29 protein-coding genes are annotated in these 22,596 nt (G+C 51.8%); 18 read left to right on the top strand and 11 right to left on the bottom strand.

Annotated features, from left to right (window positions below; all coding sequences use genetic code 11):
• Positions 1–7: 7 nt before the first annotated feature.
• The gene (locus AC6CHM_RS03150; RefSeq protein WP_498171953.1) at positions 8–937 is read right to left on the bottom strand and encodes a LysR family transcriptional regulator; all 930 of its coding nucleotides are present in this window, start codon (positions 935–937) and stop codon (positions 8–10) included.
• 104 nt (positions 938–1,041) lie between these two features.
• Here AC6CHM_RS03150 and AC6CHM_RS03145 point away from each other — a divergent pair, with 104 nt between their 5' ends.
• The 3 genes from AC6CHM_RS03145 (at position 1,042) to AC6CHM_RS03135 (ending at position 3,499) form a co-directional block, all read left to right on the top strand.
• The gene (locus AC6CHM_RS03145; protein ID WP_498171951.1) at positions 1,042–1,938 is read left to right on the top strand and encodes an MBL fold metallo-hydrolase; all 897 of its coding nucleotides are present in this window, start codon (positions 1,042–1,044) and stop codon (positions 1,936–1,938) included.
• 71 nt (positions 1,939–2,009) lie between these two features.
• The gene (locus AC6CHM_RS03140) at positions 2,010–2,438 is read left to right on the top strand and encodes a BA14K family protein (RefSeq protein ID WP_115053089.1); all 429 of its coding nucleotides are present in this window, start codon (positions 2,010–2,012) and stop codon (positions 2,436–2,438) included.
• Between the two features lie 188 nt (positions 2,439–2,626).
• Complete coding sequence (locus tag AC6CHM_RS03135; RefSeq protein WP_115053308.1) at positions 2,627–3,499, top strand: lipid kinase; 873 nt, start codon at positions 2,627–2,629, stop codon at positions 3,497–3,499.
• A gap of 16 nt (positions 3,500–3,515) precedes the next feature.
• On the opposite strand, the gene AC6CHM_RS03130 is transcribed toward AC6CHM_RS03135, so the two are convergent.
• Positions 3,516–3,785, bottom strand: coding sequence for a phosphatidylethanolamine N-methyltransferase family domain-containing protein (locus AC6CHM_RS03130; RefSeq protein WP_115053090.1), 270 nt, complete (start codon positions 3,783–3,785; stop codon positions 3,516–3,518).
• Positions 3,786–4,200: 415 nt separating this feature from the next.
• Here AC6CHM_RS03130 and AC6CHM_RS03125 point away from each other — a divergent pair, with 415 nt between their 5' ends.
• From AC6CHM_RS03125 to AC6CHM_RS03115, 3 genes are all read left to right on the top strand, one after another.
• A complete protein-coding gene (locus AC6CHM_RS03125) occupies positions 4,201–5,727 on the top strand; it encodes an ABC-F family ATP-binding cassette domain-containing protein (RefSeq protein ID WP_498171948.1) in 1,527 nt (508 codons plus the stop codon).
• 116 nt (positions 5,728–5,843) lie between these two features.
• Positions 5,844–6,551: a glutathione S-transferase N-terminal domain-containing protein gene (locus tag AC6CHM_RS03120; protein ID WP_115053091.1), complete on the top strand. Its 708-nt coding sequence runs from the start codon at positions 5,844–5,846 to the stop codon at positions 6,549–6,551.
• Positions 6,552–6,672: 121 nt separating this feature from the next.
• Positions 6,673–6,798 carry a hypothetical protein gene (locus AC6CHM_RS03115; protein WP_307284959.1) on the top strand — a complete coding sequence of 42 codons (126 nt, stop codon included), beginning with the start codon at positions 6,673–6,675 and terminating at the stop codon, positions 6,796–6,798.
• Positions 6,799–6,823: 25 nt separating this feature from the next.
• Here the strand turns inward: AC6CHM_RS03115 and AC6CHM_RS03110 are convergent, their stop codons facing one another.
• Positions 6,824–7,147: a hypothetical protein gene (locus AC6CHM_RS03110; RefSeq protein WP_115053092.1), complete on the bottom strand. Its 324-nt coding sequence runs from the start codon at positions 7,145–7,147 to the stop codon at positions 6,824–6,826.
• Between the two features lie 245 nt (positions 7,148–7,392).
• Here AC6CHM_RS03110 and AC6CHM_RS03105 point away from each other — a divergent pair, with 245 nt between their 5' ends.
• The 3 genes from AC6CHM_RS03105 to AC6CHM_RS03095 all read left to right on the top strand — a co-directional run bounded on the left by AC6CHM_RS03105 (position 7,393) and on the right by AC6CHM_RS03095 (position 8,362).
• Positions 7,393–7,638, top strand: a complete 246-nt coding sequence (locus AC6CHM_RS03105) for a hypothetical protein (protein ID WP_115053093.1) — start codon at positions 7,393–7,395, stop codon at positions 7,636–7,638.
• 204 nt (positions 7,639–7,842) lie between these two features.
• Positions 7,843–7,992 (top strand): hypothetical protein, encoded by a 150-nt coding sequence (locus AC6CHM_RS03100; RefSeq protein WP_162802492.1) that lies wholly within the window; start codon positions 7,843–7,845, stop codon positions 7,990–7,992.
• A gap of 211 nt (positions 7,993–8,203) precedes the next feature.
• The gene (locus AC6CHM_RS03095) at positions 8,204–8,362 is read left to right on the top strand and encodes a DUF5320 domain-containing protein (protein WP_162802493.1); all 159 of its coding nucleotides are present in this window, start codon (positions 8,204–8,206) and stop codon (positions 8,360–8,362) included.
• A gap of 217 nt (positions 8,363–8,579) precedes the next feature.
• Here AC6CHM_RS03095 and AC6CHM_RS03090 read toward each other — a convergent pair whose 3' ends face one another.
• Positions 8,580–9,026 (bottom strand): baeRF12 domain-containing protein, encoded by a 447-nt coding sequence (locus AC6CHM_RS03090; protein ID WP_498171945.1) that lies wholly within the window; start codon positions 9,024–9,026, stop codon positions 8,580–8,582.
• Positions 9,027–9,205: 179 nt separating this feature from the next.
• On the opposite strand from AC6CHM_RS03090, the gene AC6CHM_RS03085 reads away from it, so the two are divergent.
• The 8 genes from AC6CHM_RS03085 (at position 9,206) to bfr (ending at position 13,168) form a co-directional block, all read left to right on the top strand.
• Entirely contained in the window at positions 9,206–9,385 is a 180-nt protein-coding gene (locus tag AC6CHM_RS03085; protein ID WP_115053095.1) for a hypothetical protein, read from the top strand.
• A 92-nt stretch (positions 9,386–9,477) separates the two neighbouring features.
• Positions 9,478–9,843 carry a putative quinol monooxygenase gene (locus tag AC6CHM_RS03080; protein ID WP_115053096.1) on the top strand — a complete coding sequence of 122 codons (366 nt, stop codon included), beginning with the start codon at positions 9,478–9,480 and terminating at the stop codon, positions 9,841–9,843.
• A gap of 108 nt (positions 9,844–9,951) precedes the next feature.
• A complete protein-coding gene (locus tag AC6CHM_RS03075; RefSeq protein ID WP_115053097.1) occupies positions 9,952–10,182 on the top strand; it encodes a hypothetical protein in 231 nt (76 codons plus the stop codon).
• Positions 10,183–10,357: 175 nt separating this feature from the next.
• On the top strand, positions 10,358–10,666 hold the full coding sequence (locus AC6CHM_RS03070; protein WP_162802494.1) for a hypothetical protein: 309 nt from the start codon (positions 10,358–10,360) through the stop codon (positions 10,664–10,666).
• A 266-nt stretch (positions 10,667–10,932) separates the two neighbouring features.
• A complete protein-coding gene (locus AC6CHM_RS03065; RefSeq protein WP_115053099.1) occupies positions 10,933–11,178 on the top strand; it encodes a hypothetical protein in 246 nt (81 codons plus the stop codon).
• Between the two features lie 143 nt (positions 11,179–11,321).
• On the top strand, positions 11,322–11,783 hold the full coding sequence (gene rirA / locus AC6CHM_RS03060; RefSeq protein ID WP_115053100.1) for an iron-responsive transcriptional regulator RirA: 462 nt from the start codon (positions 11,322–11,324) through the stop codon (positions 11,781–11,783).
• 622 nt (positions 11,784–12,405) lie between these two features.
• Positions 12,406–12,717 carry a (2Fe-2S)-binding protein gene (locus AC6CHM_RS03055; RefSeq protein ID WP_307284937.1) on the top strand — a complete coding sequence of 104 codons (312 nt, stop codon included), beginning with the start codon at positions 12,406–12,408 and terminating at the stop codon, positions 12,715–12,717.
• Entirely contained in the window at positions 12,683–13,168 is a 486-nt protein-coding gene (bfr, locus tag AC6CHM_RS03050; RefSeq protein WP_115053103.1) for a bacterioferritin, read from the top strand. Before AC6CHM_RS03055 ends, bfr begins: the two co-directional genes overlap by 35 nt.
• Positions 13,169–13,275: 107 nt before the next feature.
• Here the strand turns inward: bfr and AC6CHM_RS03045 are convergent, their stop codons facing one another.
• The 6 genes from AC6CHM_RS03045 to pcsA all read right to left on the bottom strand — a co-directional run bounded on the left by AC6CHM_RS03045 (position 13,276) and on the right by pcsA (position 19,852).
• Positions 13,276–14,358 (bottom strand): BMP family ABC transporter substrate-binding protein, encoded by a 1,083-nt coding sequence (locus tag AC6CHM_RS03045; protein ID WP_115053104.1) that lies wholly within the window; start codon positions 14,356–14,358, stop codon positions 13,276–13,278.
• 79 nt (positions 14,359–14,437) lie between these two features.
• Positions 14,438–15,358 carry an ABC transporter permease gene (locus tag AC6CHM_RS03040; RefSeq protein ID WP_498171941.1) on the bottom strand — a complete coding sequence of 307 codons (921 nt, stop codon included), beginning with the start codon at positions 15,356–15,358 and terminating at the stop codon, positions 14,438–14,440.
• A 1-nt stretch (position 15,359) separates the two neighbouring features.
• The gene (locus AC6CHM_RS03035; RefSeq protein ID WP_336440118.1) at positions 15,360–16,451 is read right to left on the bottom strand and encodes an ABC transporter permease; all 1,092 of its coding nucleotides are present in this window, start codon (positions 16,449–16,451) and stop codon (positions 15,360–15,362) included.
• Entirely contained in the window at positions 16,451–18,034 is a 1,584-nt protein-coding gene (locus AC6CHM_RS03030; protein WP_498171939.1) for an ABC transporter ATP-binding protein, read from the bottom strand. The genes AC6CHM_RS03035 and AC6CHM_RS03030 overlap by 1 nt, the downstream gene beginning before the upstream one ends.
• A gap of 115 nt (positions 18,035–18,149) precedes the next feature.
• Positions 18,150–19,127 carry a quinone oxidoreductase family protein gene (locus tag AC6CHM_RS03025; protein ID WP_498171938.1) on the bottom strand — a complete coding sequence of 326 codons (978 nt, stop codon included), beginning with the start codon at positions 19,125–19,127 and terminating at the stop codon, positions 18,150–18,152.
• Positions 19,127–19,852: a phosphatidylcholine synthase gene (pcsA, locus tag AC6CHM_RS03020; RefSeq protein WP_115053109.1), complete on the bottom strand. Its 726-nt coding sequence runs from the start codon at positions 19,850–19,852 to the stop codon at positions 19,127–19,129. The genes AC6CHM_RS03025 and pcsA overlap by 1 nt, the downstream gene beginning before the upstream one ends.
• A 180-nt stretch (positions 19,853–20,032) precedes the next feature.
• On the opposite strand from pcsA, the gene AC6CHM_RS03015 reads away from it, so the two are divergent.
• A complete protein-coding gene (locus AC6CHM_RS03015) occupies positions 20,033–21,232 on the top strand; it encodes a UbiH/UbiF family hydroxylase (protein ID WP_115053110.1) in 1,200 nt (399 codons plus the stop codon).
• On the opposite strand, the gene AC6CHM_RS03010 is transcribed toward AC6CHM_RS03015, so the two are convergent.
• A complete protein-coding gene (locus tag AC6CHM_RS03010) occupies positions 21,233–22,579 on the bottom strand; it encodes an Nramp family divalent metal transporter (protein ID WP_498171937.1) in 1,347 nt (448 codons plus the stop codon).
• Positions 22,580–22,596 lie beyond the last annotated feature (17 nt).

Below are 22,596 nucleotides of genomic sequence, written 5' to 3'. Positions count from 1 at the left end.
CCAAAGATTACAAGTTTGAGGGTGTTGCGCTTTCGCGCATGCGCTGACGCTCTGCGACCACCAGCATGTCCAGAAATGCCTTGACCTTGGCGGGGCGAAACCGGGCGGCAGGAAATACGGCATGAATACCTCCTTGCGGCAATGACCATTCCGGGAAAAGTCGTACGAGTTTTCCAGCTTGCATATCGGCCTTGGCCAAGTAGTCGGGAAAAACCGAAACTCCAATTCCTGCCAGCGTGCAGGCATAGGCTGACGGTGTCTTGTCGGCCATCATGATGGCACGAATTTCAACGGTCAAAGCTTCCGTTTGTCCGCGTGAAAACGTCCAGCGAAAAGGGTTCTTCAAAGCCCCATTGGCGATCCATGGTAGGTTGCACGCGTCTGCTGGGGTTAAGTCAGCTGGAATGCGAGCGGCAACAGACGGTGTTGCGGCAAGTATCTGTTCAAACGTGCCGATCCGACGTGCCTGATGACTGGTATCGGTTAGCCATCCGACTCGAATCGATAAGTCGATTTGGTCAGCCATCAGATCGCTCACGCTGTCGTCGAAGATCACGTCGACCCGCATCTGCGGATATGCCTGCATATACGATGCAATCGTGGGTGCTACGACAGCAGTGCCATAGTCGAGCGGGGCCGTTAACGTCAGCGTTCCTGAAGGCTCCGTGCTGCGAAGCGACAATTCCCCGTAGGCGGCTTCCGCCTCTCTTAAGATGAGTATGCAACGCTTATAGAACAGATTGCCCTCTTCGGTTGCATGTAGACGGCGTGTCGTACGCAAAAGCAGCGTTACGCCCAGTTCCTCCTCAAGGCGCGCGATTTGATGACTGACGACCGCCTTGGCGACGCCGAGACGATCAGCAGCCACTGTGAATGAGCCCGCTTCGATAACCGAGGTAAAGAAGATGAGCCGGTTCAGATTGAGAAGATCACGCATGTTTGTCTCATTAAATCGTACAGTCTGTATGATTGATTGATATTTATTACCGCATCAAGGCGTGAAATAAAGCAGGAAGAGAAATCAGCCTCGGGAAACATCTCATGATCACGCGCCGCGAAACCTTTAAGCTCGCCGCTATTGCCGGCTTGGCGACAGTCCTGCCCCTCGCCTCCGCTCGCTCTAGTAGCAGTGCCCTTGCATGGACGTTTTTCCAGGCAAACGAAGCTGGATTCCGCCGCACGCCGGTGCTTTTGACCGGTGAGAAAGACGCAATTCTGATCGATGGTGGTTTCACTCTTTCCGACGGTAAAGCCGTCGCGGCCGCCATCAAGGCGACTGGCAAGAACCTGACTACGATCTATGTGAGCTGCAACGACCCGGATTATTATTTCAGCCTACGCCCGATTGTTGAAGCCTTTCCGATGGCGGCGGTCATTGCCAAGCCGGTCACTGTCGCGGCGATCAAAGCCAATGTTGAGGCCAAGCTGGGTGTTTGGGGACCGCAATTAAAGGAAAACGGTCCGCAGACACTCGCAGACGTCGTGATTCCGGAAGCATCGAGCGCTGCCTCGCTTGACCTTGAGGGAAATACGATCGAGATCGTTGAAATCCCGGACATGCATGACCGTCGCTATCTGTACGTTCCCGCACTCGAAGCGGTGTTCGGCGGCGTGCTGGTCGATTCCGGGAATCATGTCTGGATCGCAGATACAGCCACCATTGAACTGCGCGCGGCATGGGTCAAGGCGCTCGACGGAATCATCGCGCGCGCACCGAAAATCGTCGTTCCTGGACATCAGGTCGAAGGGGCCCCGCAAGGCATTGATGCCGTCATGTTTACGCGTGATTATCTTATTGCTTTTGACAAAGAAATGGCTCGCACGAAAAACAGCGCGGAACTGATCGCAGCCATGACCAAGCTTTACCCGAACCTCGCCGATGTCTCTTCGCTCGAACTCGGCGCGAAGGTGGCAAAGGGCGAGATGAAGTGGGGCTGAACCTCTATTATATTCATCCAATATTCATCTGAAAAAGCTCATTCTGGACGCCTCATTCAGGAGGAATAAGCATGAGGAAAATAGTATCTGGAATTTTCGCAGGCGCTTTAAGCTTAGCAATGGGCGTCACCTCCATCATTCCGGCATCGGCGGCTCCATTTGTCCCTGCCCCGCTCGAAATCAAATCGAGTGTCGAGCAGGTTCAATACCGTCATGACAGGCGCTGGCGTGGCCATCATTGGCGGGGCCATCGCGGTTATCGCCACTCCCGTCCAGGCTATCGCCGCCACAATGATGGCTGGTGGTATCCATTGGCTGCCTTTGGCGCGGGTGCGATCATTGGAGGTGCAATCGCCAATCAGCCTCGCCGGGTTGCCCCGGCCCGCGGCAGCGCCCATGTGGAGTGGTGCTATAACAAGTATCGCTCGTACCGTTCATCGGACAATAGCTATCAGCCCTATGGCGGCCCGCGCGCCCAGTGTTATTCACCCTATAATTGATAGCGATGCGTGAAAGGCGGCTTTCGAAGCCGCCTTTTCCTTTGTTTTCCTCTCGCAAATACCTCCCCGACGAGACCATTTGTTGAATATAGCCCCTGCCCGCCACATATGCGGATGACTGCCGGAAAATGACCAGAATCATATTGGCAGTGTGATTGATGAATTTAATCCCCAATCTGGAGACCGGTTTGACAGCGAAAAGAGCTTTGGTTCTGGTGAACCCCTATGCACGCCGTGGCAAGGCCGGCATTGTTCAAGTCCGGCAACTGCTCGATCAGGCTGACATTGATGTCATCGAAGATACGCCCAGCCGCGGCCAACCCCTTTCCGACCTTATTCACAAACATTCCGGAAACATTGATCTGGTGATTGTCGGAGGCGGTGATGGGTCGCTGAACGACTGCGCCAAGGCTTTGCTCGATACCGGTCTTCCGCTGGGTGTCCTACCGCTCGGTACCGCCAATGACTTTGCCCGTACAATTGGTATTCCTCTGGATATTCCCGCTGCCATCAACAGCATCGTCAAGGGCAAAACGACACTGGTCGATCTCGGCGACGCCAATGGATTTCCGTTTTTCAACGTTGCCAGCATTGGTTTCAGTGCAGATCTGGCTATGTCACTGACAGAAAAAGCCAAGAAATATTGGGGCAAGCTTGGTTATGGTCTGGTTGCAGCGCGGCTTCTGGCGGACTCCCGCCTTTTTACCGCAACCCTTGAACATGATGGGATAAGCGAAGAGCTGCGCACCTTACAGATCGCAGTAGGCAATGGCAGGCATTATGGCGGCGGCATGACTGTTCATGAGGATGCGACGGCGACCGATGGCCTGCTCGATTTTTACAGTCTTGAGGTTGATCACTGGTGGCGTTTGCTCACTCTGCTGCCAAGTCTGCGGAAAGGCACCCATGGTCAATGGGATGATGTGCGGGCCTTTTCCACCAAGGACCTGACGATTCGCACACGCAAACCACGTCGCGTTAATCTCGACGGTGAGTTGAAAACAGAAACGCCGGTTCGCTTTACCATCCGTGAAAAGGCAATCGCCGTTTTTGTGCCCTGAGCCGGCCACACGCCAGTTAAGGCAGAACCAGCACTACCGGCAAATGGCCGGATGCGTGCAGCGCTTGCAGCAATAGTGCGAATGGTAAGGCTGCGAAATAGTGAAGCGAGTCGAGAAGACCGGTGGCTGCGGCTTCAGTTGAATAGCTGGGCAGTCTTCCGGGGTGCCAGTGGCGCAATCCGGGAATGAATCGCCGGACGTGCCGCCTGTAATATTCATATTCGGTACCGTGCAAGTTAGCCAGAAAGCGCTCTTCTCTGGCGATTTTCGATGAAAAGATCATCATTGCCGTGATGCCCGCAGCAATGCCATGACATATTTCCCCCGACCACTATGAACTACACAGTCAGATAGGGCTGTCAGATTGCGCTTGCATTACGCTGAAGCGATTGCGCCTATCAAAAAGCAATGTTATCCATGCGTCGAACATTGAGTATTTTACCAAGAAAGGAGGGCTGCACATGAACGGACCATTCCACCAGCATCGTCGGCGCGGCCCTGTCTACGCCCTGCAATCGCGTTTGCAGGGCTGACCGGAATCTATTTCAACTTCATATCCTGGTCTGCCCTTCGTTGAGAGCAGCGCCCAACCTGAAATTCAGGCGCGCTGCCAATCGATAATCACCGAGTAATCGCGGGAATATCCCGCCATGGATTCGCATCAAAGATGCAGTATCTGCTCGGCAGACCAGAGAATGAATATGACTTTGATCAACGTCAGAAACCTCGGCATCACCCTTGGTGCGCCACTTTTCTCCAAACTTAATCTTTCCATCGCAAATGGCGACCGCCTGGGTATTGTCGCGGCCAACGGGCGGGGTAAATCCACCCTTTTACGCTGTCTTAACGGCGATCTCGAACCAACGACCGGCGATATCACCCGCACACGAGGTCTGCGGGTTGGGCATGTCGAGCAGGTCGTTCCGCACAAACTCATGGGCGTGGCTTTTTATGAGGCGGTGCGCCTTGCCCTGCCTGCTGACCAGATCGACAGTGAGAGTTGGCGGGTTGATATTGTACTGGACTCGCTCAATGTGCCCGAAGAGCTTCGCCAGCGTGCGCTATCGAAACTCAGCGGAGGCTGGCAAAGGCTGGCCATGCTTGCCCGCATTTGGGTGACAGAGCCGGATGTTCTGTTGCTGGATGAGCCGACAAATCATCTTGATCTCTCCAAGATCAACCAGCTGGAGCGTTGGATTAATGATCTGCCGCGCGATGTGCCGCTTGTCATCTGCAGCCATGACCGCGCATTTCTCGATGCGACGACAAACCGGACGCTGTTTCTTCGACCTGAGAACTCGCAGATATTCTCGCTGCCTTATAGCCCTGCCCGCCAGGCTTTGGACGAGATTGATGCATCGGAAGCGCGCCGTTTCCAGCGCGATATGAAGGTCGCGCAGCAACTGCGCCAACAGGCTGCAAAACTCAACAACATCGCCATCAATTCGGGTAGCGATCTGTTGACAGTCAAGACCAAGCAACTCAAGCAAAGGGCGGAGCGGCTGGAGGATGCCGCCAGACCGGCGCATCAGGAACGCTCTTCCGGGGCAATCAAGCTTGCCAATAGCGGCACTCACGCAAAGGTTCTGGTAACGCTGGATGAGGCAGCCGTGTCAACGCCCGACGGTATGCTTCTGTTCAACTCGGGAAAACGCTGGATATGTCAGGGTGACCGTATCGTCCTTCTGGGCTTGAACGGCGCGGGAAAGTCACGCCTTGTCGATATGATCCGCAAGTCTATCATTGATCCGGCAACATCTCAGGTTGGGGTAAAGGCAACGCCTTCTCTGGTTCTTGGCTATGGCGATCAAGCATTGTCAGACCTCTCTGACAGCTCAACGCCGTTCAATACAATCAGCCGCCGGTTTGATATTGGCGATCAGCGGGTTCGCACGCTTCTTGCAGGCGCTGGCTTGGGAATCGATATCCAAAACAAGCCAAACAGCATTCTTTCGGGCGGACAAAAAGCCCGGCTTGGAATGCTGGTTCTGCGCCTGTCAGACCCCAACTTCTATCTTTTGGATGAGCCGACAAATCATCTGGATATTGACGGTCAGGAAGCATTGGAAAACGAATTGATGGCGCATGAGGCAAGCTGTCTGGTTGTTTCGCATGATCGCAGTTTCGTTCGGGCAATAGGCAATCGCTTCTGGCTTATCGAGAAGCGTCGCCTGATTGAGGTTGAAAGCCCGGAAGAATTTTTCGCGTCCTTTGCCAAGACCGCCTGATGACGCAAAAATGTTCCGGCGAAGCCCCCATTTCGCCGGAACATTTTAGTGGATGATTGTGGTAGCTTTTCCACGAGTCGCACACACCAGAACAGGTCTTTTCAAGGGAATATCAAATGACTGATCTATCGTCCTTCCCCATTACTAAAAAGTGGCCGGCACAACATCCTGATCGCTTGCAGCTTTATTCCTTTGCCACGCCCAATGGTGTGAAGGTTTCCATAGCCTTGGAAGAACTTGGCCTCGCCTATGAAGCCCACACGGTCAATATCGGTGCCAATGAGACATGGACGCCGGAGTTCCTGTCGCTAAACCCAAATGGCAAGATTCCGGCGATTATTGATCCGAACGGGCCTGGCGGCGAGCCACTAGCCTTGTTTGAATCAGGCGCGATCCTGCTTTACCTTGCCGAGAAGACCGGCAAATTGCTTCCCGCTGATCCTGCCAAGCGCTATGAAACCATCCAATGGGTATTCTTCCAGATGGCAGCCATCGGGCCAATGTTCGGTCAGGTCGGTTTTTTCTACAAGTTTGCCGGTCGTGAGTATGAAGACAAGCGGCCGCTTGAGCGCTACCGCGCTGAATCGCAACGTCTGCTTGGTGTTCTTGAAACGCGCCTCGAAGGGCGTGAATGGATTATGGGCGAAGAATACACAATCGCAGATATTTCGATGCTTGGTTGGGTGCGAAACCTTATCGGCTTTTATGGAGCTCGCGAAATCGTGCAGTTCGACGCGCTCAAGAATGTTCCAGCTTGGCTGGAGCGTGGCCTGGCTCGCCCCGCTGTGCAACGTGGTTTGGATATCCCCAAACGTCCAGCATGAAGCTCACAATCAGGCAGTGTTGAAACTGTTTGCATTGAGAAGCGTTATCCTACACCATAAATAATCTGAGGCCGGGGTCGTTATAATCCCGGTCCCGGCCCATCCCGAAAGGATTGGATATTTGGTAGTAGATGATTTTGATGAAGACGATGAAGATGCATGGGCTGTTCATAATTCCCAGGGTTGGTATCTTGCGATCTTCGGTATCGGTGTCGCCTTCGCAGCTTTGGTCGTCTATATTTGCTGAATTGCCGGTCGCAATTCAGCCCGTACTAATCCAGTGCTGCACGCGCATTTTCTAAAGCGCGCATTGCCGCAAACAGCACTTCCCTGTCGCGCTGATGAGCCTCAAATAACTCGACAAAGGCGGGGTTGCTGATTTCATGCGGCCGTGGTGCAGATTTTGCACGCAAAAGGCTTTGATCGGCCGCAATTTTAGCAATGGAAACCTGATGTTTGGCCGCGTCGATGCGGGAAAGCGCCTGACGCATTTTGGTATTGATGGTCGTGCGTATTGCCTGCCCTGACAGCACAGATGCCAGAAGCTTTTCGCCGGCCACCGCCGGATTTTCATTTGGAACGACTCGTTCGTTCATCTTGGTTACGCTTTCTGTCCACGATTCAATTTTCCCCAATTATAGGCATTGTTCATGACAGCAGAACGATGGGCCGGTTAAATTCCATGACAAATGGGGTAGGCAATTCCTGTTTTTGTGCAAATTGTGGAATTCAGTTGCAGTTGCTGGACGAAGCCGGGCAAGAGCGCAAACTGATTTGACTGTGTAGACTTATTCAGTTGTAATCGCCGCCGATTGATACGCATGGACTGCAGGAGTGAAATATGGACCGCTATGAAACTTTCGCAACGTGGATATTTATTGTCTTCGGGGCGCTCATCATTGCTGGCCTGATGGCTTTCGCCATTTCCACCGGCGACAAGCCGGCATTTATCTTCGCGCTTGCTGCAGCCTGCAGTGCCTTTTTCCTCGGTTTCGCAGTTATTTTCGACCGGCCGCGGCTTTACGGGCTGATCTTGTTTGTTTCATTTGTAATGATTGCCGGTTCAGTGACCAATATTGTCACTTGAGACGCCAGGGCGGTGGGGCGGACAGCAGATCGCCCGAATCCTTCTGCTAACCGCCCTCAAACTGCAATTCTCCAGTGAATTTTTTCGCTGTTTGGTCGTTTAGTAAAAAATTTGTTCGATAATACAGGGTGCGGGGTAATCTCTATCGTTTCAATCGTGTATCAACTGTTGCATATTGCCTCCAACTCAATGTGAGATCTCGGCATGGCACTGATTGATGTTACCTCCTGCGAAACGTCACCTTTGAAAAGGCAGCAACTTATTCGCACGGATCGTCTCGGCGTTATTCTCATTTTCGCCGGTGCTGTGGTGTTCCATCTGGCGATACTCTTCAATCTTTTGCCATCGGTGTAAATTAACCAAATATTTTTTACCAAGGCCGGAACCAATTTTCGGCACATGCATTCTGCATGTACTGGTTCCCCCAAACCAGTTTTGGCTAGACCCCACAAGCCAATAGCCCAATCCTCATGCCCCTGAGGGTTGGGCATTTCTTTTTGGGCTGGAGCGCTCTGGCAGGCGCGGTTTTAACGGGCCAGTTTATACGGGACCTTGGAGGAGAAAGATGTCGCTCGAAAATGCCAGACAGGCAATTGAAGCTGCAATTCACAGTGGAGACTTCAAAAGTATGGGCGTGGCAGTATTTAAGGCCATCAATGCTTTGGAAGAAAGAATTAAAGCGTTAGAAGAAGAAAATGAACGGCTAAAGGCGCAATTGAAATAATACGTGCTCAAGCTGATTGTTGAATCTACTGACGATTGTGCTAGACTATAGTTAAGTTGAGTGTAGCGGTGTCTTGAGCCTGAGCCGCACTGAAACGATGCGCGATATATTTATCCAGAGTCCAGTTTGTTAGAGCCGAATCAAGCCTCAACTTGCAAAACCCTTGACCGATTGGCCAGGGGTTTTGTTTGACTGCTTTATATTTGCGATGAATTCATTACGCCGCGAGAATTGACTGAATATCGTTGATCGAATGGTTGGTCAGCGTTTTTGGAATTTCGCTTACGATTTTGTCTGAAACTTCCTTATGAAATTCCTGACGCATCTGGCCGAGCACGACGGGCGGTGCGATAATTATAAGCCGCTCGAAGTTTCCTTTGTGAGCGAAACCGTAAAGTTCGTCGGCGACTTCCTTTGCAAACCGTTTTTTTGAAATTGCATGCCAGTCTGTCTCTTCAGTGGCGCTCCTATGTGCGCTTGGTCCATCGGAAAAGCGGCCCGGTTTATCTGTCCCCTGCTCGCGCGTTGCCGGATTAGACTGGTTCATTTCATGGATTGTATGTAATTCGACATTGTTTACCTCGCGCTCGTTGCGGAGAAATAAAGCCTTCTCACCGTCTGCCACTATAACCCACGTGTGACGGTTCAGCATGACATCCACCATTTTACGCTCCACCTTTCCTGTTTGGGTCCTGGATAAATTTCATTAGGAGTTTCCTTCCATGTGAGGTTGGCTGCGAGCACCGCTTTGAAATAAGCGGATAAAAACTAACGTCTCGAATCTTGAGATGTTCCAGATTTTTTAGACAGACTGATTGCGCCGAGAGCGTAGTGGAGGACCGAATGAAAATGGTTTTACGTGTTGTTGCAGCCTTGCTGATCATCGCTGGTTGCATATGGACGTTGCAAGGACTGAGTCTGATTGGCGGCAGCTTCATGGTCGGGCAGACACGTTGGTTGGTCATTGGCCTATGCACGATGATCATGGGTGCGCTTTTGTTGATTTTCCTCCGCCGGCAATAAGCCCTTGTCTGGATTTAAGCCACCTCGCCTGTTAGAAAACAAAGAGTTAGAACCGCGACTCTGTTGCGGCTAAAAATTCCGGGGAGAGAAAAATGACGGCATGGACCATTATCGTTGAGTTTGAAACGAACGAGGGCAAGGAAGAGGAGTTCCTGACGCGCATTCGCGAACATGCCAGAAAGACGCTTGAAGAAGAGCCCGGTTGTCTGCGTTTTGAGGTTATCAAGCCAGTCCAACGTGACGGAACGCCCATACCCAACAAGGTAATGGTCAATGAGCTTTATGCAAATGAAGCGGCTGTGACCGCCCACGAATCCAATCCTCGGATGCCCAAAGTGCGCGAGGCGAACAAGCCTTTGTTGAAGTCGAGCAGGCTTATTTATGCGCAAGCTGTAGATGGAAAAGTCGCAGCCGAAGGTTTGCGGCCGCAAGAACTCAATGCCAGCAATGATGATTGATTTCGATCATCTGCAACGAAAGTATCATGGTGCAAGTTGCACGTTATGTGTCATGCTTATTTCAAGCCTTGTCATGTTTGCGGGCGGCCATATTGAGAGTCTGGGACGATGAAAATACTTGCCACGGTTGTTATCTTGCCATGTGTATTGGCGCTGACGGGATGCGGAGCAATGCGTTGGGCCGATAAGAACCCGCCAAGAACTTCGAACTGCGCAGGCTGGAACAAGATAAGAATTAAAGCTGAAACAGCGGTTTATCTGGCGAAGAATGATTTTTCTGCGGGTATCGACATCGATTCACACAATTTGAATGGTCAGAATAATGGCTGCTGGAAATAGCTCTCCAGCTTTGTGCGGAACCAAACATATCCTTCGACGTTTTCCAAACGATAGAACAGCGGAGCGAAATGCCGAATTTCGGTTTTCGACTAATTTGCTGTTTGAATAAATGAACGATCACCATTTGCCGCAGAAAGGCATTCGGCGATCGGGAAATCACAAAGGAATGTTTGGAATGGCAACGAATACATCGAAAGTTCGCGACGCAATTGAAGATGATCTGGAAACGCAGATCGCCTCCTTGCGCAAAGAGCTTTCCACAATCAGCAAATCTTTGTCTGACCAGGGATATGATCTATATGATCAAGCCAGTTCTACATATGATAGTGTGAAGCAAGGTGGGCGCAAGGCAGTGCGGTTTGTTGGTGATGAAGCGCAATATGTGGCGGAAAAAGCCAAGGAAAACCCTTTGACAGCTGTTGCTATTGTGTCCGTCGTGGCCGCAGTCGGGCTGCTGATTGGCCTTAGCGCATATCGCCGCTAAAGCAAATTCCGGGAACGCGAAGCTGGGTTTTTTTCGCCCGCATCGTGAGTAACAACATTGGTTTATACGTTACGAGGCCGGGGCTCTGCCCGGCCTTTTTTATGTTGATACTGAACCTGCCACTATTTTACCGGCTTGCATCGCCAATATTGCTTTCGCAAGGCTGAACAGTTTATGTATTGCGAAATTCATCGGCTTTGTACCGAGGTTGTGTTTGGAAGGCTATGTTTTCAAAATAGCCAGTTCGAGAGTGAGTTATATCCGCGATGGACAAGTTCGAGAATTATGCACTGGCTCTGATGGTCGTGTTCGGTGCACTGATCATTGGCGGCCTTATGGCTGTTCACATAGCCATGATGCATAAGGCTGGCTTTATTCTGGCTCTGAGTGCTGCCGTAGTCGTGTGGGCCGCCGGGTTCGCCGTGCTTTTTGACAAGCCGCGGCTCTACGGTCTTTCGCTCCTCGTTGCAATTGGTCTGATCGCTGGTTCTATAGCAGTACTCGTTGTCTGACGTATTCAACATCATAATCGTGCAATGGCGATAATATGAATATTGTCGTCATATTTTTTTATTTACTTTATTGAGAATAGTTCTAAAGTAGAATGCGTAGAGAGTGAACGTACCTGAAACTTCAGGTTGAGAAAGACATTCCCATGCGACTGACACGTCAAACAAATTATGCCATCCGTATTCTCATGTATTGCGCTGCCAATGATGGCAAGCTTAGCCGTATTGGCGAGATTGCGCAGGCCTATACAGTCTCGGAGCTTTTTCTTTTCAAGATCCTCCAGCCCCTCGTAGAAAATGGTTTCATTGAAACAGTGCGCGGCCGCAATGGCGGCGTGAAGCTTGGCAAGCCTGCGACCGACATTACGCTGTTTGATGTTGTTCGCGTGACTGAAGAGAATTTTGCAATGGCCGAATGCTTTGAAGCTGATGGCGCCGATTGCCCACTGATCGACAGCTGCGGTTTGAACTCGGCACTGCGCAAGGCGCTCAACGCGTTCTTCGAAGTGCTGGCCCAATACTCAATCGACGACATCGTGGACAAGCGTGATGTTCGCGCTTTGCTCGGAATAGATGCGCTTGCGCCGCGCCTAGCCACCGCGAGTTGAGTTGGCATTAGCCGGGCGCCCTGCCCGGCATTTTGAAAATAGCGGCGCCATTTTTGTGGCGACTCGCCAGATGCTTCCAGCGATTCGGGGAAGATCGAAGTGTTTTTGCTCAAAAATTGATTGTTTTTGCTGAAGAATTTCCATCAGAAGTGGTAAAAAGATTGTGCCGGGTTGCATGCTTCGGCATTCGCAGCTGGAAATGACGCCAATTTTCACCGGTTGAGACGTTATGACACACGCCATCTCGCGTTAAATTTTACAACCTTTTACAGCCCATTTTGGTCAAATATGATTGAAATGGTTATGTTATTTTCCTAGTTTAGAACTATTCTAAGTTATTGAAATCATGGCGCAATCTGGCCTCCCCGTTTGACACATTGCCCAAAAATCCGTTTTATAGAGCCAGCGTTGCACAAACGCACAACCTTTAATGTTTGGGCCTTGAACCCTTGCGATTGGAGGAACCATTGTCTGGTTCGGAAGTATTACCCGCTTGCGGGAACGTCTTTACAGGTACAAAAAACTGGCTTGAGATCAATTCTCGGCTTATTTTTCGTATTGTTGAGAAAAGATTCAGCATTTCCAATAGTTTGTCTACTTTGCAAAACGGCATTGAACCACGATGCTAGTTTGCCATTGCAATATCATTACCCAGAAAGAGATCGAGAATACTATCATTGAGTTTCTCGATGCTGATCCTTGGCAGCTTCTTGTCCCTGCAAAAATTTACCATGCCCTGAAGAAGCGCGGTCGCTGCTGCGGTTGCTTCCCAAACGTCGTTGAAACCATCATAAAGGTGACGGAAGATTATCACCTCCGCCATGGTCCGAACGACTCCAATGCTGTGTTGTTCATAGACCGTGTGCGGTCATTACGGCACGAATACGGGAGTTCACGACATGAAGGGCGATCCAAGGGTCATCGAGCGGCTTAACGAGGCACTTTTCCTCGAACTGGGAGCCGTCAATCAGTATTGGTTGCATTACCGTCTGCTCGACGACTGGGGCTTCAAAAAGCTGGCCAAGAAAGAACGCGCTGAATCCATTGAAGAGATGCAGCATGCGGATCGTATTATCGAACGCATTATTTTTCTTGAAGGCCACCCAAACCTGCAATCCATTGGCGCATTGCGTATCGGCCAGAACATCAAAGAAGTTCTGGAGGCGGATCTACAAGGCGAGATGGATGCTGTGGCATCCTACAAGAAGTCCCGTGAGATTTGTTCTGAATTGGGCGACTACGTCAGCAAAGAACTCTTTGACGAACTTCTTAAAGACGAGGAAGGTCATGTCGACTTCCTGGAGACCCAGCTTGATTTGCTGAACTCGATTGGTATCGAGCGCTATGGCATGCTCAATGCCGCTTCGGCTGACGAAGCCGGCTGATATCGTTTTTACGAGTTCCGGGAAAAATGCCTAAGGGCTTTTCACCCGGAGTTGTAAAAACAAAAAAGGGCGCCAAAAGCGCCCTTTTTATTATGGTTGGTTCAAGCTCAATTGGGCAGCTTGTCGTCCACGCCTGCGACGTAGAAATTCATGCTCAAAATGGTCTTGTCGTCGGCGGTCTCACCGGCCTTCAGCCATTCGGAACCATCCTGCTTTTTCAGCGGGCCGGTAAACGGCTTCAGTTCGCCGGAAGTGATCTTCGCCTGTGTTTCTTCGGCGAGCTTCTTCACATCCTCTGGCATATTTGTGTAGGGCGCCATGACGACCAGCCCTTCCTTCATACCTTCGAAAACATTGTGCGACTTCCAACTGCCGTCAATAACAGCCTTGGCACGTTCAATGTAGTATGGGCCCCAATTATCGACGATTGATGTCAATTGAGTTTCAGGACCGAATTTGATCATATCGGAGGCCTGACCGAAGGCTTTGATTTTGCGCTCAGATGCCACCTGCATTGGTGCTGTCGAATCCGTGTGCTGGGTGATGATATCAACGCCCTGATCGACGAGCGCCTTAGCTGCGTCGGCTTCCTTGCCAGGATCAAACCAGGAGTTCGCCCAGATTACTTTGACCTTGAAATCTGGATTGACCGACTGCGCGCCAAGCATGAATGCGTTAATGCCCTGCACGACTTCCGGGATCGGGAATGAGCCAATATAACCGGCAATGCCTGCCTTCGACATTTTCGCAGCTATGACGCCCTGTACGTAGCGGCCTTCGTAAAAACGCGAATTATAGACCGAAACATTTTCAGCAGTTTTATATCCCGTAGCATGTTCAAACTTCACGTCCGGGAACTTCTGCGCGACTTTGATAGTCGGATCCATATAACCGAAAGATGTTGTGAAAATCAGCTTGTTACCAGCACGGGCAAGGCGTTCAATTGAACGCTCTGCATCTGCGCCCTCTGGAACGCTTTCGAGAAATGTCGTCTCAACCTGATCGCCGAGCGCCTTCTCCATCTCCTTGCGGCCTTGATCGTGCTGGTATGTCCAGCCAAAATCACCGGGCGGTCCGATATAGATAAAGCCAACCTTCAGCTTTTCCGCTGCGAAGGCAGCGCCTGTCACAGCAAAGCTGGTAACCCCAAGGGTCGCAGCTATTGTCAGCCCCATAATCAGTTTTTTCATTAAAGTTCACCTCTCTGTTAAAGCAATGCGTTGTTTGGTCCTGTTCCCGCGCGAGGGATGTGAATGTTAATTCACTCCACTAGCGAGCAGGTACAAAAGCTTTGCCAAGCGATGTTGGCGTATTCATCAGCGTCAGACGCTTGTTTCGAGAAATCAAGACAAGAACGATGATCGTTGCAAGATAGGGCAATGCTGACATGAGCTGCGACGGGACACCGATACCTAGAGCCTGAGCATGCAACTGCCCAATGGTAACTGCTCCAAACAGATAAGCACCTGCCATGATGCGCCAGGGCCGCCACGAAGCAAAAACCACCAGCGCCAATGCAATCCAACCGCGCCCGGAACTCATATTTTCAACCCATTGCGGCACGTAAACCAGCGATAGCTGTGCACCGGCAAGACCGGCGCAGGCGCCCCCAAACAGCACGGCGAGGTAGCGAATCCGGATTACCGGAACCCCCAAAGCATGGGCTGAAGTGTGGTTGTCGCCGACAGAGCGAAGCGTCAATCCGGCGCGAGTTTTGAACAGGAACCACGCGACGCCGATGGTCAGAAGAATGGAAATGTAGAAGATAGGGTCCTGTCCAAAGAAGAACTTTCCGATATAGGGTAAGTCTGTAAGCCCTTGAATATAAAGAGACTGCATGCGTATTCCGGGCAATCCCACAAAGCTTTCACCGATCATTGCGGAAGCTCCGAGGCCAAGCAAGGTGAGTGCCAGACCGGTAGCAACTTGATTGGTCGCCAGGGTCAATGTCAGAAAACCGAAAAGCAGTGAAAAGGCAGCGCCGGCAAGCACGGCAGCCAGAAGGCCAAGCCAAGCAGAGCCGGTCATTTGCGCGGCAGCAAAGCCAGAAACCGCCCCCATGATCATCATGCCCTCAACGCCGAGATTGAGAACGCCGGAACGTTCAACGACAAGCTCGCCCAAGGCAGCGATCAGCAGCGGTGTGGCAGCCGTTGCAATCGTCAGAAGAATGGCCTCGAACATCGTCATTTCACGCGCCTTTCGCCGCTGCATCGCCCAAACGGGACACAATCCGGATGCGATAATAAATCAAGGTGTCACTGGCGAGGATAAAAAACAGCATTATCCCTTGGAAGATTCGGGCTGATTTTTCCGAAATACCCAATGAAATCTGGGCTGCTTCGCCACCAAGATAAGTTAGCGCGAGCACTAAACCTGCAGCAACTATCCCCAGCGGGTTGAGCCGGCCGAGAAATGCCACGATGATCGCCGTAAAGCCGTAGCCCGGCGAAATGCTGGTGCGAAGTTGCCCGACGGCGCCGGACACTTCAGCTATTCCTGCAAGTCCCGCCAGGGCACCTGAGATCAGGAATGCAAAAAAGGTCAGTCGCCCTGCGCTGAATCCAGCAAAACGCCCTGCCCGAGCGCTACGCCCGAATACCTTTATTTCAAAGCCGCTTAGCGTGCGCGAGAGCGTGAACCACACGGCAAGGGCAGCAATCAACGCCAGTATAAACCCCCAATGGGCCCTGCCCGATTCTGTCCAGATTTCCGGAAGAACCGCACTTGCGTTGAACTGTATTGTTTCGGGAAAATTATATCCTTGCGGATTGCGCCATGGACCGCGCACCAGCCAATCCAAAAACAGCTGCGCTACATAAACCAGCATCAGACTTGTCAGGATTTCGTTGGTGTTGAACCGCACTTTCAGGAAAGCCGGAATTGTTGCATAGGCCGCGCCACCGGCCATGCCCAGCAGAAGCATCAGTGGCAAGACGTACCAGCCTTGAAAGTCAGGAAAAACAATTGGAAGAAACGAACCAGCAATGCCACCGGCGATAAACTGCCCTTCCGCACCAATGTTCCAATTATTCGAAAGAAAACAAACCGATAGGCCAACCGCAATGAGGATCAGCGGCGCTGCTTTTATCAGTAGCTCGTGAATGGACCAGACTTCGGTCAATGGCTCAATGAAATAGGAATAAAGAGCAGCAAACGGGTTTTTGCCAAGAATGGAAAACAGGATCGCGCCTGCTATCAGAGTCAGGAATAGCGCGATGAAAGGAGATAATGCGCTGAACAAAGCCGAATGCTGCGGGCGCCTGACAAGTTCTATCCGCATCAAGCCGCTCCTGCATGTGAAGTAGCCGATATATCCGCGCCGCCCATCATCAGCCCTGCGCGCTCCATTGTCATGGCTTCGATTGGTATGGGCTGGGACAATCTTCCATGGACCATGGCTGCCATCATGTCGGAAATTTCAAACAATTCATCAAGATCCTGGCTTATGACCACGACAGCGGCGCCGTTACGGGCAAGATTGACCAAGGCCTGCCGAATGAGCGCAGCAGCACCCGCATCGACACCCCATGTTGGCTGATTGACGACCAGCACTGACGGATTGCGGTCAAGCTCCCTACCGATGAGGAATTTCTGCAAATTTCCGCCTGAAAGTGCCGAAGCATCAGGATTATCGGCGCTTTTGCGTACATCCATGCGAGCCACTATACGTTTGGCTGCCATTGCAAGGCTTGATTGGGCAATAAGTTTGAACAAACCGCCGGAAACGAATACTTTCTTATCGGTAGAATGGCGCGACAACAGCAGATTTTGCGTCAATGCCATGTCCGGCACGGCTCCATGCCCGAGGCGCTCTTCCGGTACGAATGCTGCGCCAAGCTTGCGACGCGCGGAAATACCGATCTGACTGGCATCAATCCCGCGAATTGTCACTTTGCCAGATTGTTCCTGTCGTATCTCGCCGGAAATTGCGTCGAATAATTCACCCTGCCCATTGCCGGCAACGCCAGCAATACCAAGAACTTCGCCCGCATTCACTACAAGGTTGATGTCGTGCAACGCGATGGAAAAAGGTCCGCGTGGTCTTTGTGAGAGGCTGTTTATCTGCAATAGCGGCAGCGGCTTGTTATCCGATTTTTCTACTGCCGGTCGTTCAATGATATGAATGTCGCTTCCAACCATCATGCGCGCCAGTGAAGAGGCTGTTTCGCCACGCGGGTCGCAATGACCGACTACTTTACCGTGCCGCAATACCGTTGCCCGGTCGCAGAGCCGCCGCACCTCTTCGAGCCTGTGGCTGATGTAAAGGATCGACTTTCCTTCAGAACGCAGCCGCTCCAGCGTGAGGAATAGCAGATCAGCCTCCTGTGGCGTGAGCACTGAAGTAGGCTCATCAAGAATGATCAGGTCGGGGTTTTGCAGGAGGCAGCGAATAATCTCGATCCGTTGACGCTCCCCAACGGAAAGATCACCCACCAGCGCTTCCGGATCAACCGGCAATCCATAGGTTTGACCAATCTGTCTGGCGCGCTCGGCAATGCTATCGAGCGGCGCTTTCTCGTCGAGCGACAGGGCAATATTTTCCGCTGTAGTCAGCGCGTCGAAAAGCGAAAAATGCTGGAAAACCATGCCGATACCGAACGATCTTCCCACAGCAGGGCTTGCGACCGTGACCGGCTGCCCCTTCCAGAAGATTTCGCCGGATGTTGGCTGCAATGCACCGAACAGCATTTTAACGAGCGTGGATTTGCCCGCACCATTTTCCCCAAGCAACGCATGAATCTCACCGGCGCCGATTGATAAATCGATCCCGTCACACGCTTTCAACGTTCCAAAAATTTTGGTGAGCTTGTTTGCTTCCAGTAGCGGATTTTTAGAGCCGTCTTTTGTTGTTGTTGTTGTCATCGTTCCCCGCGGCCAAGACCGGGATTGATCCTACGTCAGGCATATTCCGCTTGGGAAGTGCAAACTGTAAGTTGCGGCTATTTGCGCACATTATTCGTGCATCAACAAAAAAGGATTAAGGAATAAGCACCGTCGTGCCTGTTGTTTTGCGCGATTCGAGTTGCTGATGTGCTTCAGCAGCGTCTTTTAACGGAAAGCTCTGCCCCACTTCTATGCGAATAATGCCTTTCGCAACAAGGTCAAACAGTTCGCTTGATGCTTTCACGAGCGCTTCGCGCGCAGCTACATAAGTTACCAGTGTTGGGCGAGACAGGAAGAGAGAACCTTTCCGTGCCAGCACGCCAAGGTCGAATGGCGGAACCGGTCCTGAAGATTGCCCAAAACAAACCAGCATGCCCAGGGGCCTCAGGCAATCCAGCGAGCCTTCAAATGTATCCTTGCCGACAGAATCATAAACGACATCGACACCCTTGCCGCCGGTTAATTCTCGAACCCGCTCAATAAAGTTTTCGCTTCGGTAATTGATGACATGGTCGTAACCATGTTCCAGCGCCAGCTTGACCTTTTCATCAGAGCCGGCAGTCCCGATCACTGTCGCTCCGAGGTGTTTTGCCCACTGCCCTGCGATTAATCCCACGCCTCCCGCGGCAGCGTGAAACAGAATAGTGTGGCCTTGTTTTACCGGAAAAGTCTGCCGCAAAAGATATTGCGCGGTCATTCCCTTAAGCATCATGGAAGCGGCCTGCTCAAACGCTATAGCGTCGGGCAGTTTGACGAGCCGTACCGCCGGGATCAGCCGTTCTTCGGCATAGGAGCCCATTGGATCGGCATAGGCCACGCGGTCACCAGGTTTAAAATCTTGCACGTCAGCTGCAACAGACAAAACGACACCGGCACCCTCATTGCCCGGGACAAAGGGCAAGCCCTTAGGCGCGGGATAGAGTCCAGTGCGAAAATAAACATCGAGGAAATTCAAGCCTATCGCTTCATTGCGGATATGAACTTCGCCGGGCCCGGGAGCGGCAATCGATATATCTTCATAGGTCAGAACCTCAGGACCGCCTGTGTGATGAACTCGAATAGCTTTAACCATTATGCCTTCTCCGTCCGTCCCAGATTGGGAAATAGCTGCATCACCGCGCCGATGCAGAAGAGATAAATACCGGTCGCCGAAATGCCGACGCGCACCCATAGTGGCGAATCCAGCTGCTGATACAGGGATAGAGCACCAAGTGCGCACCAGATGAAAAATATCGCCAGATTAAGCGGGCGTAGCCGCTGAACGCGCACTGGATGAAGAAAATAAATCGGCAGGAAGGAAACGATTGCGGCAGCCAGTACGATGGCGAATGCGACCCATTCGCCGGGCCGAACGATGAACAAGGTGAAAACCACCATATTCCAAACAACAGGAAACCCCTTGAAGAAGTTCTCTTTGGTTTTCATGCCCGTATCGGCATAGTAAATTGCACTTGAAACGACGATAATCGCAGCGGCAAGAAATGACAGCCCCTCGCCCATGAAACCACGCTGATAGAGCGCGAAGGCGGGTATGAGCACATAGGTCATATAATCAATAATATTGTCCAGCAATTCGCCAGACCAGTTGGGAAGGACATATTTCACGTCCAGCTTACGGGCAATCGGCCCATCAATCCCGTCGACAAAAAGGGCCAGCCCCAGCCACCAGAACATTGCAGTCCAGCTTTCTTCGCTGGCGGCGACTACGGATAAAAAAGCCAGGAAAGAGCCGGAAGCTGTAAGAAGATGGACGGAAAATGCCTTTGCCTGCGGTGCGGTGACCTTCTTTGGCTTCATGCCTTTGGGTAAAGTCGGTTTTTTCACAGTCCGCGCCAATCTGCTGCATGATAATTTTCTGCTCACCATCATATCTTATGAGGAGATGAGCAATTTGTGAGAAGCTTTTCTTGAAAACGGCCCAAAGTGCAAGCAAAGAAGCTTATATAAGCTGTTGAAAGCTATGAAATGGAGAAAACCATGACCGATATCAGAACCGATCCGATTATTGTCGCCGGCGCAGGTCATGTTGGATTGATTGCTGCGCTTTCCTTGGCGCGCTCTGGCCATAACGTTGTCAATCTTGGCGAAACACCCGGTCAAAGCGATAAGCGGACCACCGCTTTGATGATGCCGGCCATCCGTTTTCTTCAAAGCGTTGATCTTTGGCAGGATATTGAGCCGCATGCTGCGCCCATGACGACCATGCGAATCCTCGACGGTACGAGGCGGCTTGTCAGAAGCCCTTCGGTCACGTTTGAGGCCAGCGAAATAGGTGAGACTGCTTTCGGCTACAACGTACCGAACAGCACACTTACCGCAGTGCTTAGTGATGCGTTGAAGAGATCGACGGTAGACCATAAGCCAGTGTCGGTCGTGAAATATAGCCATGTTGGCGATACAATTCGCGTGGAAACCCGCGATGGTTCAACATTAACGGCGAATATTGTCATTGCTGCTGATGGGCGCTCTTCGCTGGCCCGGGATGCCGCGGGGATCGACGCGCGTACATGGAGCTACAATCAGACCGCTGTCGTGCTGAGTTTCGCCCATACCCGCGATCACCATGATATTTCAACCGAATTTCATACCGAATATGGCCCCTTTACCATTGTTCCGTTGCAAGGGCAGCGCTCCAGCCTTGTCTGGGTTACAACGCCGGAAATGGCAGCGGAACTGCTTGCCATCAGCCATGACGAGCTTGCAAGACGCGTAGAGGATCGGATGCAATCCATGCTCGGGGCCGTGACCATTGAAGTTGCGCCGCAGAGTTGGCCGCTGTCGGGTCTCGTACCAACTTCGTTTGCGCGTAACCGGATATTTCTGGCTGGGGAAGCAGCCCATGTATTTCCGCCCATCGGCGCACAAGGTCTCAATCTCGGCATTCGTGATGTCGAAGCGCTGACCGAAATATTGCCTGAAGACGGTAGTGACCTTGGCGGTGCAAACGTAATTTCGGCTTATAACCGCAAGCGTAGTCCCGACATTCTTGCGCGAACAGGGGCAGTCGATGCCTTGAACCGTTCCCTGCTCTCAGATTTTTTACCCGTTCAGATGGTTCGCAGCGGAGGCTTGGAACTCTTGCGGGCTTTTTCGCCATTGCGCAGCTTTGTCATGCGCGAGGGTTTGCGGCCCGGAAGTGGCTTTCGCCTTTCCGGCCGCGGCGCGGACCAGCAGTGATCAGCCGATAACAAAATCGCTTAGCAGCTTCACATTCAGTAAAGCGATAACGATCGCGATAAACATGGCAAAGGTCGAAAGCCAGCGCGGCGAAACCAATTCGCCCATCTTTGACTTGCTTGCCGTGAATATCACCAATGGAAACACGGCAAATGATAGCTGAAGACTAAGCACCACCTGCGTCAGGATCAATAGTCTGGCCGTCCCCTCATCGCCAAACCAAATGGTAACGATAGCTGCGGGAACGATGGCAATGCCACGTGTGATCAGTCGGCGTAACCAGGGCGACAACTTGATGTGAAGAAAGCCTTCCATCACAATCTGGCCAGCCAATGTCGCTGTCACGGTCGAATTGATACCGCAGCAGAGCAATGCAATGCCAAACAGCGTTGGTGCAAGTGACCAACCCAGCAAGGGCGCAAGTAGCGAATGAGCATCGCCAAGTTCGGCAACCTCGGTTTGACCGGTTTTATGAAAGGTAGCTGCCGCGAGAATAAGGATCGATGCGTTGATCAGCAGAGCAAACATCAGGGCGACGGTCGAATCTATCGTGGCATATTTCAATGCCTGCCGCTTTTCAGGAATTGAGTGCCCATAGTCGCGCGTTTGTACGATACCTGAATGCAAATAGAGATTATGCGGCATGACGGTTGCGCCAAGAATCCCTAAGGCCAGATAGAGCATTTCCGGGTTGCGGACAATTTCAGTTGTCGGCGCGAAGCCTTTGATAACTTCGCCCCATACGGGATCGGCAAGGAAAATCTGTATACCGAAGCAGACGGCGATGACGCCGAGTAAAGTGATAACCAGCGCTTCAACCCAACGAAATCCGAGTTTTTGCAGATAAAGAATGAGAAAAACATCAAGCGCAGTGATCAGAACGCCAATTTCCAGCGGTATTCCGAATATCAGATTGAGGCCAATTGCTGTCCCGATTACTTCAGCAATATCCGTCGCGATAATGGCTATTTCCGCCAGAAACCAAAGGATATAGGCGACCGGCCGGGGAAACGCATCACGGCAAGCCTGGGCGAGATCCCTTCCAGAGCCTATAGCCAGTCGGGCACATAGCGCTTGCAGAACAATAGCCATGATATTCGAAATAAGCGCGACGACCAGCAGCGTGTAGCCGAATTTTGAACCGCCAGCGAGCGAAGTCGCCCAATTACCGGGGTCCATATATCCAACCGCGACGAGATATCCCGGCCCTACAAAGACAGCGACCCTACGCCAACCGGGGCCGCGGGTCTGGACAGCGATGGAGCGGTGAACATCCGACAACGAGGCCTCACCTCTCTTGCGCAGCCAACCTTCCGGCTGGACGTCCAACTCTTTCTGCTGATCCATGATATTTATCCGCAACT

Source organism: Phyllobacterium sp. GQ127, from assembly GCF_059758635.1.
The sequence above is the reverse complement of the archived record's forward strand: the minus strand, read 5'-3'. Positions and strand labels throughout refer to the sequence as shown.

Coding starts and splice junctions, on each gene's coding strand:
- AC6CHM_RS03150 (WP_498171953.1), bottom strand. CDS start 937: ATGCGTGATCTTCTCAATCTGAACCGGCTCATCTTCTTTACCTCGGTT.
- AC6CHM_RS03145 (WP_498171951.1), top strand. CDS start 1,042: ATGATCACGCGCCGCGAAACCTTTAAGCTCGCCGCTATTGCCGGCTTG.
- AC6CHM_RS03140 (WP_115053089.1), top strand. CDS start 2,010: ATGAGGAAAATAGTATCTGGAATTTTCGCAGGCGCTTTAAGCTTAGCA.
- AC6CHM_RS03130 (WP_115053090.1), bottom strand. CDS start 3,785: ATGATGATCTTTTCATCGAAAATCGCCAGAGAAGAGCGCTTTCTGGCT.
- AC6CHM_RS03125 (WP_498171948.1), top strand. CDS start 4,201: ATGACTTTGATCAACGTCAGAAACCTCGGCATCACCCTTGGTGCGCCA.
- AC6CHM_RS03120 (WP_115053091.1), top strand. CDS start 5,844: ATGACTGATCTATCGTCCTTCCCCATTACTAAAAAGTGGCCGGCACAA.
- AC6CHM_RS03110 (WP_115053092.1), bottom strand. CDS start 7,147: ATGAACGAACGAGTCGTTCCAAATGAAAATCCGGCGGTGGCCGGCGAA.
- AC6CHM_RS03105 (WP_115053093.1), top strand. CDS start 7,393: ATGGACCGCTATGAAACTTTCGCAACGTGGATATTTATTGTCTTCGGG.
- AC6CHM_RS03100 (WP_162802492.1), top strand. CDS start 7,843: ATGGCACTGATTGATGTTACCTCCTGCGAAACGTCACCTTTGAAAAGG.
- AC6CHM_RS03095 (WP_162802493.1), top strand. CDS start 8,204: ATGTCGCTCGAAAATGCCAGACAGGCAATTGAAGCTGCAATTCACAGT.
- AC6CHM_RS03090 (WP_498171945.1), bottom strand. CDS start 9,026: ATGGTGGATGTCATGCTGAACCGTCACACGTGGGTTATAGTGGCAGAC.
- AC6CHM_RS03085 (WP_115053095.1), top strand. CDS start 9,206: ATGAAAATGGTTTTACGTGTTGTTGCAGCCTTGCTGATCATCGCTGGT.
- AC6CHM_RS03080 (WP_115053096.1), top strand. CDS start 9,478: ATGACGGCATGGACCATTATCGTTGAGTTTGAAACGAACGAGGGCAAG.
- AC6CHM_RS03075 (WP_115053097.1), top strand. CDS start 9,952: ATGAAAATACTTGCCACGGTTGTTATCTTGCCATGTGTATTGGCGCTG.
- AC6CHM_RS03070 (WP_162802494.1), top strand. CDS start 10,358: ATGGCAACGAATACATCGAAAGTTCGCGACGCAATTGAAGATGATCTG.
- AC6CHM_RS03065 (WP_115053099.1), top strand. CDS start 10,933: ATGGACAAGTTCGAGAATTATGCACTGGCTCTGATGGTCGTGTTCGGT.
- rirA (WP_115053100.1), top strand. CDS start 11,322: ATGCGACTGACACGTCAAACAAATTATGCCATCCGTATTCTCATGTAT.
- AC6CHM_RS03055 (WP_307284937.1), top strand. CDS start 12,406: ATGCTAGTTTGCCATTGCAATATCATTACCCAGAAAGAGATCGAGAAT.
- bfr (WP_115053103.1), top strand. CDS start 12,683: ATGAAGGGCGATCCAAGGGTCATCGAGCGGCTTAACGAGGCACTTTTC.
- AC6CHM_RS03045 (WP_115053104.1), bottom strand. CDS start 14,358: ATGAAAAAACTGATTATGGGGCTGACAATAGCTGCGACCCTTGGGGTT.
- AC6CHM_RS03040 (WP_498171941.1), bottom strand. CDS start 15,358: ATGACGATGTTCGAGGCCATTCTTCTGACGATTGCAACGGCTGCCACA.
- AC6CHM_RS03035 (WP_336440118.1), bottom strand. CDS start 16,451: ATGCGGATAGAACTTGTCAGGCGCCCGCAGCATTCGGCTTTGTTCAGC.
- AC6CHM_RS03030 (WP_498171939.1), bottom strand. CDS start 18,034: ATGACAACAACAACAACAAAAGACGGCTCTAAAAATCCGCTACTGGAA.
- AC6CHM_RS03025 (WP_498171938.1), bottom strand. CDS start 19,127: ATGGTTAAAGCTATTCGAGTTCATCACACAGGCGGTCCTGAGGTTCTG.
- pcsA (WP_115053109.1), bottom strand. CDS start 19,852: ATGAAGCCAAAGAAGGTCACCGCACCGCAGGCAAAGGCATTTTCCGTC.
- AC6CHM_RS03015 (WP_115053110.1), top strand. CDS start 20,033: ATGACCGATATCAGAACCGATCCGATTATTGTCGCCGGCGCAGGTCAT.
- AC6CHM_RS03010 (WP_498171937.1), bottom strand. CDS start 22,579: ATGGATCAGCAGAAAGAGTTGGACGTCCAGCCGGAAGGTTGGCTGCGC.